The 15,221-nt window shown below is 64.5% G+C and carries 14 protein-coding genes; 3 read left to right on the forward strand and 11 right to left on the reverse strand.

Annotated elements, in window-relative coordinates:
• Window position 1 precedes the first annotated feature (1 nt).
• From C7450_RS14635 to C7450_RS14685, 11 genes are read right to left on the reverse strand one after another with little or no spacing between them, the layout of a single operon-like run.
• Entirely contained in the window at window positions 2-880 is an 879-nt protein-coding gene (locus C7450_RS14635) for a 3-hydroxyacyl-CoA dehydrogenase family protein (RefSeq protein WP_110375212.1), read from the reverse strand.
• A complete protein-coding gene (locus tag C7450_RS14640) occupies window positions 877-2,043 on the reverse strand; it encodes an acyl-CoA dehydrogenase family protein (RefSeq protein WP_110375213.1) in 1,167 nt (388 codons plus the stop codon). The genes C7450_RS14635 and C7450_RS14640 overlap by 4 nt, the downstream gene beginning before the upstream one ends.
• Window positions 2,043-2,750, reverse strand: coding sequence for an SDR family NAD(P)-dependent oxidoreductase (locus C7450_RS14645; RefSeq protein ID WP_110375214.1), 708 nt, complete (start codon window positions 2,748-2,750; stop codon window positions 2,043-2,045). The genes C7450_RS14640 and C7450_RS14645 overlap by 1 nt, the downstream gene beginning before the upstream one ends.
• On the reverse strand, window positions 2,743-3,510 hold the full coding sequence (locus C7450_RS14650; protein WP_110375215.1) for an enoyl-CoA hydratase/isomerase family protein: 768 nt from the start codon (window positions 3,508-3,510) through the stop codon (window positions 2,743-2,745). The genes C7450_RS14645 and C7450_RS14650 overlap by 8 nt, the downstream gene beginning before the upstream one ends.
• Window positions 3,507-5,123: a class I adenylate-forming enzyme family protein gene (locus C7450_RS14655; protein WP_110375216.1), complete on the reverse strand. Its 1,617-nt coding sequence runs from the start codon at window positions 5,121-5,123 to the stop codon at window positions 3,507-3,509. The genes C7450_RS14650 and C7450_RS14655 overlap by 4 nt, the downstream gene beginning before the upstream one ends.
• A 2-nt stretch (window positions 5,124-5,125) precedes the next feature.
• Window positions 5,126-5,905, reverse strand: coding sequence for an enoyl-CoA hydratase-related protein (locus C7450_RS14660; protein ID WP_110375217.1), 780 nt, complete (start codon window positions 5,903-5,905; stop codon window positions 5,126-5,128).
• Between the two features lie 8 nt (window positions 5,906-5,913).
• Window positions 5,914-7,158, reverse strand: a complete 1,245-nt coding sequence (locus tag C7450_RS14665) for a CaiB/BaiF CoA transferase family protein (protein WP_110375218.1) — start codon at window positions 7,156-7,158, stop codon at window positions 5,914-5,916.
• 6 nt (window positions 7,159-7,164) lie between these two features.
• Window positions 7,165-7,944 carry an SDR family NAD(P)-dependent oxidoreductase gene (locus C7450_RS14670; RefSeq protein ID WP_110375219.1) on the reverse strand — a complete coding sequence of 260 codons (780 nt, stop codon included), beginning with the start codon at window positions 7,942-7,944 and terminating at the stop codon, window positions 7,165-7,167.
• Window positions 7,945-7,956: 12 nt separating this feature from the next.
• On the reverse strand, window positions 7,957-9,267 hold the full coding sequence (locus C7450_RS14675) for an MmgE/PrpD family protein (protein ID WP_170147254.1): 1,311 nt from the start codon (window positions 9,265-9,267) through the stop codon (window positions 7,957-7,959).
• A gap of 29 nt (window positions 9,268-9,296) precedes the next feature.
• On the reverse strand, window positions 9,297-10,793 hold the full coding sequence (locus tag C7450_RS14680; RefSeq protein WP_245449759.1) for an aldehyde dehydrogenase: 1,497 nt from the start codon (window positions 10,791-10,793) through the stop codon (window positions 9,297-9,299).
• Window positions 10,786-12,519 (reverse strand): thiamine pyrophosphate-binding protein, encoded by a 1,734-nt coding sequence (locus C7450_RS14685; protein WP_110375222.1) that lies wholly within the window; start codon window positions 12,517-12,519, stop codon window positions 10,786-10,788. Before C7450_RS14685 ends, C7450_RS14680 begins: the two co-directional genes overlap by 8 nt.
• 285 nt (window positions 12,520-12,804) lie before the next feature.
• Between C7450_RS14685 and C7450_RS14690 the strand changes: the two genes are divergently transcribed.
• The 3 genes from C7450_RS14690 to C7450_RS14700 all read left to right on the forward strand — a co-directional run bounded on the left by C7450_RS14690 (window position 12,805) and on the right by C7450_RS14700 (window position 15,218).
• Window positions 12,805-13,035 carry a hypothetical protein gene (locus tag C7450_RS14690; protein ID WP_110375223.1) on the forward strand — a complete coding sequence of 77 codons (231 nt, stop codon included), beginning with the start codon at window positions 12,805-12,807 and terminating at the stop codon, window positions 13,033-13,035.
• The gene (locus tag C7450_RS14695) at window positions 13,032-14,447 is read left to right on the forward strand and encodes an amidase (protein ID WP_110375224.1); all 1,416 of its coding nucleotides are present in this window, start codon (window positions 13,032-13,034) and stop codon (window positions 14,445-14,447) included. Before C7450_RS14690 ends, C7450_RS14695 begins: the two co-directional genes overlap by 4 nt.
• A 135-nt stretch (window positions 14,448-14,582) precedes the next feature.
• Entirely contained in the window at window positions 14,583-15,218 is a 636-nt protein-coding gene (locus tag C7450_RS14700; protein ID WP_110375225.1) for a helix-turn-helix domain-containing protein, read from the forward strand.
• Window positions 15,219-15,221: the final 3 nt, after the last annotated feature.

Below are 15,221 nucleotides of genomic sequence, written 5' to 3' on the forward strand. Positions count from 1 at the left end.
ATCATGCCCCAAACATCGCTTGTCCCGAATACGCGAAGAATCCGCGGCCGGACTTTCGGCCGAGCAGCCCCGCAGCCACCATCCGCTTGAGCAAGGGCGGGGCCGCGGCGCGTGGATCGTAGGTGTTGGCATAGAAGGCATCGCAGAGCCGCACTTGCGTATCGAGCCCGACCAGATCGACCAATTCGAGCGGGCCGAGCTTGTTACCCAGCGCAGTCTTGATGGCCCGGTCAATGTCGGCGGGCGATGCAACGCCCGCCTCGACCGCCCGAATGGCGTCGTTGTTGAACGGCACCAGAAGCGCGTTGAGAATGAAGCCCGGTTTATCCTGCGTGCGGACCGGGACCTGTCCGGCCGCCGTAACCCAGTTCCAGGCGGCATCGAACACGGCAGCATCGGTTCGCAGTCCCGGGGTCATTTCCACAAGCGCCATGAGCTGCGCGGGGAGGCAGAAGTGCATTCCGACCACCCGATCCGGCCGGGCCGAGCCGGCCGCAATCTCGGTGATCGAGAGCGTCGAGGTGTTGGAAGCAAACACCGCCGTCTCGGCGCAGACAGAGTCCAGCTTGCCGAAGAGCTGCTTCTTCACCTCGAGATTCTCGAACACCGCTTCAATCACGAGTTCGCAGGCGCCCAGATCATCAAGCGATGTCGTCATGGTGAGGCCGTCGAGAGCACGGGCCTGTTGTTCTGCGGTGAGCTTGCCCAAGGAGACAGACTTGGCGAAGAATTTCTCGATCTGCCCGCGGGCGCGCTCCAGACCGGAAGCGCTTGTGTCGTAGCAGATCGTGCGATGGCCCGAGCGCGCCGAGACGATCGCAATACCTGCTCCCATGGTGCCACCCGCACCGCACACCGCCACATTCGTCGATTGTTTCATTTGCGCACGAAGCTCTTTCCGATGAACTGGCGGTGGACCTGGTTGGTGCCTTCCCATATCTGGGTGATCTTGGCGTCGCGCATCAGCCGCTCGACCCGCAGGTCTTGGCAGTAGCCGCTGCCGCCGTGCAGTTGCACGGCCTCGGTGGTCATCCGCATCGCGAGATCCGACGCCCGCATTTTAGCGATCGACGCCTCGACGCCAAAATCGCGTTCGCCATCGTCTATCTGGGCGCACACATGATCCAGCCAAGCCTCGGTCAATGCCAATTCTGAAGCTAGGTCGGCCAGGAGAAACTGGATGCCTTGGAACTCGACGATGCGATGTCCCGACTGCCGCCGCAGGTTTATGTACTCGACGGTGTCGGCGAAGGCAGCGCGAGCAATGCCGATAGCGTGAGCAGCGATGCTGGGCCGTGACCTGTTGAGTGACGCAAGCAGGATCTTCAGGCCATCTCCGGGCGCGCCGACGAGGTTTGCCCGTGGGACCCGCACGCCCGAGAATGAGAGCGCGGCAGTGGACGAGGCGCGATGACCCATCTTCTTTTCGATCGCGTTGACCGAGAAGCCCGGTGTCCCCTTCTTGAGCACCAGCACCGAGATCGCCCTCTTCGGATCGGCGATATCCGACCATTTGCCGAACAGCAGGATGAGGTCCGCAACATCCCCGCTGGTGATGAAGAGCTTGGACCCGTCGATGACGATGCTGTCGCCGTCGGGAGTGAAGCGCGTCTGCATGCCGATGGCATCGGAGCCGGCCTCCGCCTCGGTGATCGCGAGTGCCGCGAGGCCGCCCTCGAACATTCGCGGGAGGAAACGGGCCTTCTGCTCCTCGGTGCCGAACTCGATCAGCGGACCGATCGCATGCATGTTGGTTGCGTAGATGATGCCCGTCGAGGCACAGGCCGCCGAGATCGTCTTGACGATTTCGGCGTAGAGCCTGAATGGCGCACCAATGCCGCCATGCGCCTCGGGAATGAAGATGGCGTTCAGCCCCAGGCCGTTGAGCGCCTCGACGCTCGACGTGGGAAATTCGCCGTTCGCGTCGAAGCGCGCAGCATGAGGGGCGATACTCTCCGCCACGACACGCTGCACCTGTTCGAGGATCAGGGCCTCCTCCCCGCTCCAACGGCGGCGGCGATCGAGGGCTTCAAATATCTTCATCAGTGATTCATCCCCTGCCCGCCATCGACGTAAAGCGTGGCGCCCGTGAAGAAGGCGACATCGGCGTCGAACACGGCGCCAACCAGCCGACCCACCTCCTCTGCCTGTCCGACGCGGCCGACGGGAATGCGCCTGGCCAGCCATGCGCGCGTGCGCTCGCTGGCCAGGAAGTCGCGATTGAGGTCGGTCTCGATGTAGCCGGGCGCGACATTGAGCAGTCGAATGCCGTCGTGGGCCCATTCGACCGCGAGGCAGCGCGTCATGGCGCCGACGGCCGCCTTGGCGGCGGAGTAGGCAACGTTCTCGCCTGTGCCCAGCTTGTCGAAGAACGAACCGATATTGACGATCAGTCCGCCGCCGGCACGCAGGAGATGTGGGTGGACGAGGCGCGACGCGAGCAGAACCGACCCTGCGTTCAGCTCCATGAGAGACTGGAAGTCGCCCAGCGACAGGGTTGTGCTGGGCTGCGACTGATGGCGGCCGGCATTGTTGACGAGACCGACAATTGGCGCTTCCGCTGCCAGTTCAGCGAAGTGCGCGGCAAGTGCCGCCTCATCGAGAACGTCGCAGGTCAGGTCACGTCCAGCGCTGGCGCCGCCGGAACGCGAGATCGAGGCGACACGCGCTCCGCGACCTTCGAGGTCCCTGGCGATGGCGGCGCCGATGCCGCGGTTGCCGCCGGTAACAACGATCCATCCTTCACGCATCGCCAAACACCGCTTTCCGCTTTTCGGCAAAGGCCGCCAGCCCTTCCTCGGCGTCCGCGGTGCGGTACGCGAGGGTCGACAGTTCTGCCTCGGTCCGCAGACCATCGCCCAGCGACACCTGCGCGGCGCGCTGCACGGCCGCACGGGCAAAGCCCAGAACGGGGAGGCTGTAGTCGATGAACCCCGCCGCGAATGCGAGGCCTTCCTCGAGCGCATCGCCTTCGACGACGCGCGTCGCGAGCCCGATACGCTCGGCCTCGGCGCAATCGATCGTCCGCCCGGTCATGATGAGATCGAGGGCACGCGCCTCACCCACCAGGCGCGGCAGGCGCTGTGTACCGCCATAGCCGGGGATAAGCCCCAGCTTTATCTCGGGTAGCCCGAGTTTTGCGTTGGGCCGCAACAACCGAAAGGTGCAGGCGAGCGCCAGTTCGAGGCCGCCGCCAAAGGCGTAGCCATTGATCGAGGCGATCGACGGCACAGGAAGGCTGGCCAGTTTGTCGAAGACGTCCTGGCCCAGTTCGGCCCCGCGCTTCTGATCGATCAGTGAGCGATTGCGCAGCTCGCCAATTTCTGCGCCCGCACAGAAGGCCTTCGGCCCTGAACCGACGACGATCAGCGCGCGGGCGGCGGATCCGGCCACTTCGTCGAGCAGCGGCCCCATCGCCCGAAGCGCAGCGAAGTTCAGCGCATTGAGGGTCTGCGGACCATCGAGGGTGAGGATCGCCACGCGATCACGGTAGTCGAGCTGCAGCTTCATGAACTGGCGCCTTCCGATTGGCGGACGGGTTCTGGCGCCAGCTCACCGCGCCGGATGCGGTCGACCAGTTCCCGCTTCAGCACCTTGCCGCTCGCCGTGAGGGGGAAGGATTCGACGCGGAGCAGAAACTCGGGCAGGTCGGCCTTCGAGAGTCCCTCGGCGAGCAGGCGCGGCACGATGTCCGTGAGTGCAGCGCTCCCCGAAAACACCAGGCACACGCGTTCGCCAAGCCGTGCATCTGCGACGGGTACAACCGCCGCTTTCTCGATGAGCTGATGGCGCAGCGCGAGCGCTTCGATCTGCGCAGGGTAGATATTGTGGCCGCCGCGGATGATAATGTCTTTCAGCCGCCCTTCGATCCGCAAATTTCCCTGAGCGTCGAGGCGGCCGACATCGCCGGACAGGAACCAACCGTCGGCGTTGAAGCTGTGCGCGGTGGCCTCCTGGTTGCTCAGATAACCCAGCATCAGCGCGGCACCGCGCCCGCCGATCTGACCGGCCACACCTTGCGGCACCTCCGCATTGGCGTTCTCCGTATCGAAGATCCGCACTTCATAGGCGCGGCCGCCGCGACCGCAGGTAGAGGTCGCAATGTCGGCCGCATCATCTGGAGCGGTATACTGGTGTGATGAGTTTTCCGTCATGCCGTAGACGTTCTGCGGCTTGATCCCCCGAGCGGCGAATGCCTCGGCAACGACAGGCGGGATCGACGAGCCTGCCATGTAAAAGATGCGAATGCTCGCCAGCATGTCCCGGCCCTGCGCTGCCTGCGCCGCGAGCAGATCAATGGCGTGCGTGGGAACGCCCATCACATAGTTCGGACGGTTGTCCGCGATCCACTCCAGGACCGACAGCGGCGCTTTCGGTGTCCCCGTGACCAGATAGCAGCCGGTCAGCAGCCACTGCGCGACGGCGACCCAGGCGATGTGATGGGAGAGGGGCGAAAGCGTCAGCAGCCGGGTCGAGCTGTCATGCCCCCAGTCTCGAACGAGATCACGCGCATTTGCGAGGAGCGTGTTGTCGGAGTGCATCACGCATTTGGGCGTGCCTGTGGTGCCGGAAGTGAAGGCGAGATAGACAATTTTGTCGGGGTCATCGACAGGCGGGGCCTCTCCCGCACCGCGTTTCGGCAGGTCCGCGACATCGTAGCGCGCGACCAGGCTCTGGACCCCATCCAGCAGCGGCTCGAGCGCGGTCGTCCGCCGGTCGATCCCCCAACCGCGCTCGGTCACGAACGCAGCCGCACCGAGACGCTCCAGCAATGCGACAATCTCGGCACTGGTGTAGGACCGATGCAGCGAGGGGTTACAGGCGAAGCCCCCCCGCGAACAGGCGAGAAGAACGGCGATCGACTCGATACGGCTCGATATCCAGAGCGAAACGATATCGCCACCCTCCAGGCCGCGGAGGCGCAGATCGTGCGCAACAGCGTCGACCTCGTCCCGAAGCTGCGCCCAGGTGACCTCGCGCAGGTGATCGCGGACCGCTGGCAGCGTTGGCGTCGCTTCCGCATGCAGGGCAAGCAGGCCGTAAAGCGTGTCGTCGCGCCAAGTTCCCTCTTCGTAGTAGCGCCGGGCAGCTCTGGGGTGATGCAGGGTGAGGAAGGGGCGCACAGCTATTTCCCGAAGCGGCTCACATCGGGATCGCGTCGCGCCTTGAAGGCGTCCGCAAGCTCCGCGCTCTCTTCGGTTTCCAGATAGCCCCGCAGAAGCAGATCGTGCGCCATTCGCGCGAGACCCGCGACGCCGCCGTGGCGGCTGCCGAAGGCCGCTTTGATTGAGGCCAGCGCGAAGGAACCGCGTTGAGCGATCTCGAGCGCCAGTGCGCGAGTCCGCTGTCGCAGCTCGTCATCAGGCACCACCATATTGATCATGCCCAGTTCCATCGCTTCGCGCGCGGTGATCTTGGGGTTCCGAAACCAGATCTCCTTGGCCTTCTTCTTCCCCACGAGATCTTCGAGGTACCAGGTTCCGAAGCCAGCATCGAAGGAGCCCATCATCGGGCCGACCTGTCGAAAGATGGCGCTTTCCTTGGCCACGGTCATGTCGCACATGACCTGGAGGACGTTGCCACCGCCCACTGCATAGCCGTTGACACTGGCGATCACCGGCTTCTGCAGCCGGTCTATCGCCTCGTAGACATCGAGGATGGGAAGCACGCCGGCATAGAGATTGGTCTCTTCCATGCCGTCCTTGCGACCGCCGATGCAAAAGAACGTGTCGCCCGCCCCGGTCAGCACAACCACCCGGGTCCGCGTCTCTCGGCGGATCTGCTCAATGCAGTCGCGCAGCTCGAAACAGGTCTGCACAGTGAACATGTTGCCGTCGTCCGGCCGGTTCAGGGTGATGGTCCCGATGGGGCCATCTTCCTCGTAAACGATGGACTCGAATGCCATTGCAGATCTCATCCGGTTGGCGGTTTGGAGAACAGCGCATCAAGGGCGCTCTGATCGTAGTTGAGCCAGTCGCCGAGTACCTCGCGCGAATGTGCGCCGAGCGCCGGTGGTGCAAAGCGCGGGGCGGCCGGCTCCCCATCGAAGTGAATGCCAAGTCCCACCTGCGGGATAACGCGCTCCTCCTCGGCGATCGCGAAGAAAAGGCCGCGCTCGCGCAGCGGCAGGTCGGCACTGACATCGGCAACAGTGTTGATCGGGCCAGCGGGAACGCGGGCAGTTCTGAACGCGGCAAGCCAGTGTGCCTGCGGCCTGTGCCTGATTACCTCGGCTATCTGCTCAACCAGCCACTCACGGTGGGCGCGACGATCGGCGTTGGTCTGGAATCTCGTATCGACAACCAGATCTGTACGGTTGATGGCCTCGCAGAAGCGGCGCCAGATCGAGTTGTTGCCGAGCCCGAGCGTGATCGGCCGGTCGGCGGTCTCGAATGTCCGGTAGATGGCGATAACGCTGTCGGTGCCGCCAGAGCGCGTCGGCATTTCGCCCGACCCCAGATAGGGCACCACCCGACAGGTCAGGAACCGGGTCATGCTTTCGAGGAGCGAGATGTCGATGAGGCTGCCGGCGCCCGATTTGTGGCGCGCCAGAAGTGCAGCAAGGGCGGCGAGAGCGGCGTCCTGGCCAGCCAGCATGTCGGCGGCAGGGACACCGACCTTCTGCGGTGCGCCGTCCTTTGCGCCGGTCAGATCCATGACGCCCGAATGGCCCTCGGCGATGAGGTCGTAGCAGGCGTGGTCGGCGCGCTCGCCGTCGAGCCCGAAGCCCGTGATCGAGGCGTACACCAGACGCGGATTGCGCGCGGACGCGGCTCCGTAGTCGATGCCGAGTCTGGCCGCCACCGCCGCCGGGCGATTGATGATCAGCACATCGGCGACGTCGATGAGGTCATGGAGCGCCTGCAGTCCCGCCTCTGACGCGAGGTCGAGCGCCACGCCACGCTTGTTGCGATTTACCGACAGGAACCACAGCGATTCCCCTTCGAGGAACGGCGGCCCCCAGGCGCGCGCATCATCGCCCCCGTCAATCGATTCCACTTTGACGACATCGGCACCGAAGTCGCCGAGCAGCATGGCCGCATAGGGGCCCGCGATCGACGTGGTGAGGTCCAGCACGCGGACGCCAGCGAGGAGCGCCAGTGGCTTCCCCTTCGGGGGCGGAAGCTCGACTGGCAGTGGTGAGAGGGCTGCGTGCATGTGAAGCTAGAGGCCCTTTGTCGCGCCGCCGTCGAGATCGACGATCGCGCCGTGGAGGTACGAGCCGGCATCCGACGCCATGAAGGCAACCAGCCCTCCCAGCTCTTCGGGATGACCGAAGCGCGAGATGCGATAACCGGCGAGCAGGCCGCTCTCGACAGCCTCGCGGGTCCGACCATCCGCGTTCATCGCGGCGACGATGCGGTGCTCAAGCCGGTCGGTGAGGAAATAGCCGGGATTGATGGCGTTCACCCGCACCCCGTCGGTGCGTCCACGATCGGCCAGCGCCTTCGTGAAGTTGAGCAGCGCCGAGTTCACCGAGCCGCCGATGGCGAAGTCGGCGGACGGCGTGCGCGACCCGGCACCGACGATGTTGACGATGGCACCACGTGAGGCGGCAAGCGACGGCCACAAGGCGCGGCACATGCGCATTGTCCCGAAGAACTTGAGCTCGAAGCCGTCGGCCCAGTCCTTGTCGGTCAGCGAGAAGAAATCACCGCGCTTGGTGGCGCCCGCGCAATTGACCAGGACGTCCACGGCGCGCCCGGCACTGGACGCCACAACTGTGTCTGCAGACGCGCGATCCATCAGATCTACCGCGAGACTATCGGCGCGAGTCGAACCCGCCGCCGTGCATTCTGCGGCCACGCCCGCCAATGCCTCGGCATTCCTTGCGACGAGGGTGATGTCCATGCCCTCGCGCGCCAGCGCTAGGGCGATGGCGCGGCCAAGACCACCGCTGCCCCCGGTGACAATCGCGCGCTTGCCGCGCAGGTTGAGATCCATCGCTGGCTCCACTCAATGTTGCAGTGCGGCTTGCAGTGCCGAAACATCCGGCGCCTGCCATAGCTGTTCGATCGCTTCGACCAGCCGGCCCAGTTGAAAGCCCGGCAGGGCCGCGGCGACGAGCTGCGCCGCCTTGGTCCGCACGGCGCCGCCATCCATGGGTCGGGCTGTCGTCCCCAGGCTGTCGAGCACCCGCTCGCTGCGGACTTCCCCGGCGCGGGTGACGATTTCAACCTCGGCGCCAAAGTGGGCCGGAAAGGCCTTCTCAAATCCTGGATCGACCTCGACCTGCACCATGTCCGCCCATGCCAGTATCTCGGCATTGGCGAGGTGGGTTGGCGTGAACGCCTCGAGGTCGTGCGGACCATGGGTAAGCGCCGCGCCGATGGCGAAGGGCAGGCTGTATTGCGCGGCCATGCTGCTCGCGGGCCGCCGCACCATGTGCTGGTCCATGAGCTTGCGCGGACCGCGGATGACAAGTGATCGCACCAGAGCCCGGTCGACCGCAAAGCCGGTCAGCGTACCAAGTGCGTCGATTGCCGCATGGAACAGCCGATTGCAGGCGTATGGCTTGATGCTGATCTCGCTGATGATAGTCGGCCTGTCGTCCGTCAGAACGCGGGCATCGGACCTCCCTCCCACCAGCGCGAACAGACCGTAGCGGCCCTCGATGCTGCCCAGCGGCGCGCTGATACCTGCCACGGCGAGGCGTGCCGCTAGAACTCCGTTCCTTGCGGCAAAGCCCGCGTGAAGCCGCTTGACCTCGGCGCCATCTGGCTCCTGCGAGAACTGCATCGATCCTGAGGCAAGCGACAGGCTGTGTCCCCAGGCGCGCTCCAGCAGCTGCGGCTCCGGCCGAATGAGCCGAAGAGCAGCGGTTGCAGCTCCGAAGACGCCGAACAGGGATGTCGGGTGCAAGCCGCGCGCGATGGCATGGGGCGCATCGGCAGCAACGCCGATCCGCCCCATTGCCTCGTAGCCCGCCACAATGGCACCCAGCAGTTGCCGGCCCGTCGCGCCGGTTTCAGCGGCGGCGGCGAGCGCGGTACCGATCACTGCGGCGCCGGGATGCGATAGCGAACCGTCGTGGGTGTCGTCGAGTTCGTAGCTGTGGCCAGACACTCCGTTGAGAAAGGCAGCCTGCTCGGCTCCAACGCGACTGTTACGCCCCACGACGACGGCCGGCCCCCGACTGAGAACCCCAGTTGCCGCCTCGGAAGCCTGCGAAACCGGCTGCCGACTTCCAAAGAGCGCAACGGCCAACTGGTCGAGGAGCAGTGTATTCAGCGTTCCGATGTCGGACTCGGCGACATCGAATGCCACGAGCCTCCCGGCAAAATCCGACGTCGCGCTCACGCGCGGATGACGAACGGGTCGTTGACCGCCGTCCCCAACTCGCACCAGACGCTCTTGGTCTGGAGGAATGCATTGACGGCATCGACGCCGTTGAGGCGCCCCTGCCCGCTGTTCTTGTAGCCACCGAACGGCGAGTTGTAGGTCAGCGCGCGATAGGTATTGATCCACACGGTGCCCGCCTTTATGGCGCGCGCCATACGGTGGGCACGGCGTAGATCGTTGGTCCACACGCCGGCTGCGAGGCCGAAGCGAGTGGCGTTGGCGGCCTCCACGATCTCATCCTCGTCGTCAAAGGGTGTTACGCAGAGCACCGGACCGAAGACCTCGTTCTGCATGATGAAGCTGTCGGCTGCCGCTCCGCCCAGAATGGTCGGCTCGAAGAAAAAGCCGCCTTCGTAGCCCGCGATGGAAGGTTGCCCACCGCCACCGAGCACGTCAGCGCCGTCGCTTTTGGCGCGCGCAACCATGTCAATGGTCTTTCGCAACTGCGCGGTGCTGGCGAGCGGTCCCATCTGGGTGCCGGCCTCAAGCGGATCGCCGATGCGAATCTTGCTTGCACGGCTCACCAGCCTGTCAACCAGCCGATCATAGGTGCCGCGCTGGATGTAGGCCCGCGAGCCCGCGACGCATGATTGCCCGGCTGCTGCGAAGATTCCGCCCAGGACGCCTGCTTCGGCGAGATCAAGGTCGGCGTCGTCGAAAACGATGTTGGGGCTCTTGCCGCCAAGCTCGAGGGTGCATCCAACCAGCCGTTGGCCAGCCCGCGCCGCGATGGCGCGCCCTGCCTCCTCGCCACCGGCAAACGAGATCTTGGCGACCAGTGGATGCTCGACCAGCGCCGCTCCCGCCTCGCGCGCCCCAGTGACGACGTTGATCACGCCAGCGGGGAAACCCGCCTCGATCGCGAGAGCAGCGATCTCGATCGCCGAGGCCGAGGTCACCTCGGAGGGCTTGAGAACGATGGCGTTGCCTGCCGACAGAGCCGGGGCGATCGCCATTATGGCAAGCAGGAGCGGCGAGTTCCACGGCACGATCACCGCGATCACACCGAGCGGCTCTTTGAGGGTGTAGTTGAGAACGGAGGTCTGCTTCAGCGGGATCACCGACCCCTCGATCTTGTCGGCGAGGCCGCCATAGTAGGCCAGCCATTCCGGTACGACCCGAACCTGGGCCAGCATTTCGCTCAGCAGCTTGCCGTTCTGGCCGGTCTCGATGCGCGCCAGGCGCTCGGCATTGGCAAGGATGAGGTCGCCCCAACGCAGCATCAGCCGACCGCGCTCGCTGGCGGAGACGCGGCCCCAGTCACCGGTAAATGCCGTATGCGCAGAGCTGACGGCGGCGTCGACATCTTCGATGCGAGAGTCGGTGAAGGTCCCCCACACCGCCCCCGTCGTCGGATTTGTCGCCTCGAACAGACCGCTGCCCGCCGAAACTCGCCGACCGCTGATGAAATTGCCGTAGCTCTGCGTCGTCATGTCTGCGGCCCTATGCATTCTCGGTCACCGCGTAAGGGTCGGCAGGCGCCTTGTAGGGATCGGCGGCCTTGCCGCGGTGCGATACGATCGGCGATTCCTCAGCGCTGGTGATGACCTCGACGAGGAACGGCCCCGATGCGTCGGCCGCCGTTCGCAGCGCGGCGGCCAGATCTTCCGGCTTTTCGACGCGGATCGCGGGGCAGCCCATGCCATTGGCAACAGCCACGTAGTCGAAGCGAGGCATATGCGTCTCGGCCAGATCCCCGCCGAAGCGCGCGCTGTAGGAGTGCTTGATCCAGCCATAGGAGCCGTTGTTGATGACAATGGCCCGAACCTTGAGTCCGAACTTGACGGCCACAGCCAGCTCCTGGACCGAATAGGCAAAGCCGCCATCGCCCGAGAGGAGGAACACCGACGCGTCGGGCCGGCCTGCCGCTGCACCTACGGCTGCTGGCAAACCGAAGCCGAGCCCCGCCATGCCGCGTGGAAAGATCGTCCGTCGGCCGGCCTGCTTGATGGAATAGTACATCGCGCCCCAGGCGCTCGCGAAGCTCGCGTCGCACACGAACACGTCCTGCGCCGCGGCAGCCTTCGAGATCTCGTCAACCACACGCTGGGGAGCAATGGGGACGAAATCGAGCGCCGCCTGGCGGCCGAGTTCGACGCGCGCGCGCTTGAGCACATCGGAGTACTTCGCGCGCCACTCCGGCCGATCGACCTTGGCCGAGCCCGTAAGTGCGTCGGCAAGCTGGGTCAGCACGAGGCGGGCATCGCCAACCAGCGACACGTCAGTGCGGAAGACGCGCCCGGTCTCCATCCCATCCACGTCGAGATGAATCACCTTCTGTCCGATGCTCGGAATGGTCCAGCGATAGGTGCTGTTCTGCGATGACTTGGTACCCACCATGAAGATCAGGTCAGCGGCCTTCGCCGCATCCTCGAGACCGGGATAGCCTGCCGCATTGCCGAGAATACCCAGAGCCAGAGGATGGTCTTCGGCGATGATGCCCTTGCCCGTCCAGGTGGTGGCGACCGGAGCTTGAAGCAGTTCCGCCACGCGCAGGACTTCCTCATTGGCATCGCAGCCGACGGCACCGCCCCCGACGAGCAGCAGCGGACGCTGCGCGTCGCGCAAAAGCGTCACCGCGTCAGCAACGGCGGCTGGATCTGCGATTGAGCGGGCAGGCCGGACAACGCTTGTCGAGATCGAACCAAGGCGGGGGGGAACCACTTCGGTCTCGAACATGTCCATCGGGATGATGATGGCGACAGGACCCGGCCTGCCCGTCAGCGCCGCAAGAATGGCGCGATTGAGCATGTAGTGAAATTCGTGCGCCTCGCGAACCGCGTAGACGGCCTTGCAGACGGGGCGCAGCAGTTCGACCTGATCGATGCCCTGCGAGGCGGTGCCCCACTCGCTGAAGTGGATCGTCTCGGACTGGAGTTCGGACACGATGGCGAGGATCGGGCTGGACGAGTTGAGCGCTTCGGCGAGGCCCGACACGAGATTGGTCGCGCCCGGACCCACGGTGCCGTCACAGACACCGAGCTTCCCGGTAGCGCGTGCATATGCGTCGGCCGCGTAAGCGCCAGTGCGCTCGTCGAGGACGGTCAGGTGCCGGATCCGCCCGTTGCTCTGCGAGAGTGCATGGTAGAACCCTAAGGTCTGCCCACCGGGAACCCCGATTACAGTGTCTACGCCGTTGCTCGCCAAGGTTTCGCGTAATAGCTCTGCAATTTTCACGGCGGCCTCTTGGGTGGGTTCGATGGCACGAGAGATAGCCGCCGCAATTTCCTTCTGTCAATTAAATTTTTTAAGTGATACAAATTTTTTCAAGGGCCTATGGGGAGTCTCCCACCCCCCCAAGCGAAGGCGGGAACGCAAGGCCTCCACCTGCAGTCCATGCGAGTCCGGCGATTTGACGAGCTCCCCGATGCCCGCTCCAATCCAGTAAAGAAATCTCTTGGCAATAAAATTATTTAAGTTAGGTATTGGCGAAGCGCCAACTGCGATCACGGACAGGACAGGATGGAAAACGGTGAGGGCCACTCATGGACGGTCCAACACATTGAGGCACGCATCGAACTCGATCAGCAGCTGAATCGTGCTCAGGTCGTGGTCCCCGAGCCGATGATGTCCGCCTTGGTCGATGGCTATGTGGCGCTTCGCAGGCAGTTGCGCTCCCTTTACGCTCCGGAACCGGATCTGAAGGAACCCCTCTACAGCCTGGCCGATGCGAGCAGGTTCGAAACGAAGTGACGAAGCCTTTGCATGAACTGTCGATCGCCGAGGTCGGGACGAAACTTCGAAGCGGAGAGCTCACCTCCGAGGCTCTCACCCGCCACGCGCTCTCGCGCATCGACCAGCATGATCCGCAGGTTCGGGCATTCGTCTGCCTGACCCGCGACCTCGCCATCGCCCAGGCACGTTCTGCCGACGACGAATTGCGGCGCGGCAAAGTGCGCGGGGCGATGCATGGCGTTCCCTATGCCCTCAAGGATTTGTTCAACGTCGCCGGAGTGCCGACCACGTGCAACTCTCGTCTCCGCGAAGGCTTCGTTCCGACGACCGACAGTGCCGTTTTCGAGCGGATGTCGGAATCGGGAGCCGTGCTGCTGGGCAAGGTTCACATGCAGGAATTTGCGACCGGCGGCACCGGACCGGACCTGCCCTATCCGCCGCCCCGCAACCCATGGAATCGCGAACACATCACCGGCGGCTCCTCGTCGGGCGCGGCAGCGGCAGTCGCGGCGGGGTTCGTCAGGCTGGCGATAGGATCCGATACCGGCGGCTCGATCCGTCAGCCGGCAGCCTATTGCGGCATCGTCGGCCTCAAGCCAACATACGGTCGCGTCAGCCCTCGCGGGGCGTTTCCGTTGTCGTTCTCGCTCGACCACTGCGGTCCCATGGCGCGGTCGGTCGAGGATGCGGCCATCGCGCTGGAAGTGCTGACTGACGATACGGGCATTGATCGCCCCGCAAATGACTGTCGCGGTGCCCTGTCTGCCGGCGTAGCGGGGCTCCGTATCGGCATTCCCGCGGGCCACATGGGCCTCGAGAGCAGCTTCGACCCGGAAGTCGCGGGCTCGATGGAGGCCACGACCGAGGCCCTGCGGCGTGCTGGCGCCCACATCTCCGCCATCGCCCTGCCGGACTATGATGCGTTCTTTGCGAGCAACACGGCGATCATGCTCGCCGAAGCATTTGCACTGCATCAGCATGATCTACGGACGAAGCTCTCGAGCTATGCCGAAAATACGGCGCATCGTCTGCTGCTGGGCGCCGCAGTCAGCGGCCCCGACCTCGTGCAGGCCTTTCGTTTGCGCCGCAGCCTAACAGAGCAGCTCGATAGCTTGTTCAACACACATGACGTGATCCTGACTGCCAGCGCCATCTCCGGAGCGCCACACCTGCAGCGGGCCAACGACTTCTTCTCTACCCCCATGCAAATTCCCGCCCTGCCCTTCAACCTGACGGGTCATCCGGCAATTCACGTCCCAACGACCATGGACGGCCTCGGATTGCCGGTCGGACTGCAGCTGATTGCGTCGCGGCATGCAGAGGCCGTACTTTTGCGCTGTGCCTTCTTCATTGAGCAGGAGAGCGGCTGGGGCGAGCAGGACCTTCCGGAACTCGACCGAACTCTCGAGAGCGTGGGGCATTCCTCTTGAACGAATCGCCTCCACCAGAAAGAACTGGTAGCAAATGGATGCGTGAGATGACGCGAGGGGCGTCGGGTCCGGTAGCCACTCAGGGCGACCTGATCGCGTTACGCCTGCGCTACGACAATTGCCAGGATCGGTGACATGGAAGAAGTAGATGGCACCTCGGTGACCAAAGGCGCCGGCGGGTTAGAAGGAAGCGCTATGGTGTCCAACCTGGGCGCCATAATCCGCCGCGAACGGCAGAAGCGGGGCATGACGCTCGTTCAGCTCTGCGACGTGGCTATGATCTCGCCTGCCTTCCTGTCCCTCGTCGAACGGGGCAAATCGACACCGTCGCTCGGTACTATGGCAGGCATCGCCAAGGCGCTTGGCCTTTCCGTATCGTCGTTCCTTCAGATCGGACTGCCGCCGGAAGCCGTCACTCGCAAGGGCCATCGGGCCGCCTTCGCCGTCAGCGACTCGCGAGTGCGCTACGAGCGGATGTCGACGGTCTTCACCGGGCAGAACCTTGACGCGGTGCTGATGCACATCCCGCCAGGCTACAAGTCCAAGACGGTCACCAATATCGGCGAGGAGTGGATCTATATCCTCGAGGGTGAACTCCACCAGACCATCGACGACTCGACCGTGATCCTGAACGAAGGCGACACCTGCCATTTCCGCGGCGACAGCCCGCACTCCTACGTCAACAAGCGCAAGACGCCGGCCAAGGTGATCTGGGTCGGAACCGTATCGATCTTCGGCGACCTGCAACCAGCCGATCGACGGCGCGTCTGACGC

The organism is Chelatococcus asaccharovorans, from assembly GCF_003201475.1.
GTDB lineage: Bacteria > Pseudomonadota > Alphaproteobacteria > Rhizobiales > Beijerinckiaceae > Chelatococcus > Chelatococcus asaccharovorans.

Excerpts from the sequence above, each read along its gene's own strand:
- C7450_RS14635 (WP_110375212.1), bottom strand. The coding sequence starts at position 880 with ATGAAACAATCGACGAATGTGGCGGTGTGCGGTGCGGGTGGCACCATG.
- C7450_RS14660 (WP_110375217.1), bottom strand. The coding sequence starts at position 5,905 with ATGGCATTCGAGTCCATCGTTTACGAGGAAGATGGCCCCATCGGGACC.
- C7450_RS14640 (WP_110375213.1), bottom strand. The coding sequence starts at position 2,043 with ATGAAGATATTTGAAGCCCTCGATCGCCGCCGCCGTTGGAGCGGGGAG.
- C7450_RS14665 (WP_110375218.1), bottom strand. The coding sequence starts at position 7,158 with ATGCACGCAGCCCTCTCACCACTGCCAGTCGAGCTTCCGCCCCCGAAG.
- C7450_RS14680 (WP_245449759.1), bottom strand. The coding sequence starts at position 10,793 with ATGCATAGGGCCGCAGACATGACGACGCAGAGCTACGGCAATTTCATC.
- C7450_RS14670 (WP_110375219.1), bottom strand. The coding sequence starts at position 7,944 with ATGGATCTCAACCTGCGCGGCAAGCGCGCGATTGTCACCGGGGGCAGC.
- C7450_RS14700 (WP_110375225.1), top strand. The coding sequence starts at position 14,583 with ATGGAAGAAGTAGATGGCACCTCGGTGACCAAAGGCGCCGGCGGGTTA.
- C7450_RS14645 (WP_110375214.1), bottom strand. The coding sequence starts at position 2,750 with ATGCGTGAAGGATGGATCGTTGTTACCGGCGGCAACCGCGGCATCGGC.
- C7450_RS14650 (WP_110375215.1), bottom strand. The coding sequence starts at position 3,510 with ATGAAGCTGCAGCTCGACTACCGTGATCGCGTGGCGATCCTCACCCTC.
- C7450_RS14690 (WP_110375223.1), top strand. The coding sequence starts at position 12,805 with ATGGAAAACGGTGAGGGCCACTCATGGACGGTCCAACACATTGAGGCA.